Below are 356 nucleotides of genomic sequence, written 5' to 3' on the forward strand. Positions count from 1 at the left end.
ATCCGTGGCTATGATGCAGGCAAACGCGTCGTGGGCAGAAAGAGGCACCTACTCGTGGACAGCCTTGGACTAGTCCTATTGGCCGTGGTTCACCCAGCGAACATTCAGGATCGCGACGGCGCGAAGTTGCTCCTTGAACTTCTCACCAATCGCTTCGGTTGGCTTAAACCCATTTGGGCTGATGGTGGATACGCAGGTAAACTCGTCCAGTGGGTGAGGCAGCTTCAGCGTAAGCGACCGATCCAGTTGGATATCGTCCGCCGCAGAGATGATACCAGAGGTTTCAAGGTTCTGCCTAAGCGGTGGATCGTCGAGAGAACCTTCGGATGGCTGTCGAAATACCGCAGAATGTCCAA

At 54.8% G+C, this 356-nt stretch carries 1 protein-coding gene; it reads left to right on the forward strand.

The features are described from left to right. On the forward strand, positions 1-356 hold a 356-nt coding region (locus QEH59_RS18800; protein WP_308986926.1), incomplete at both ends, for a transposase.

The organism is Thalassobacterium sedimentorum (assembly GCF_031127905.1).
GTDB classification, from domain to species: domain Bacteria; phylum Verrucomicrobiota; class Verrucomicrobiia; order Opitutales; family Coraliomargaritaceae; genus Thalassobacterium; species Thalassobacterium sedimentorum.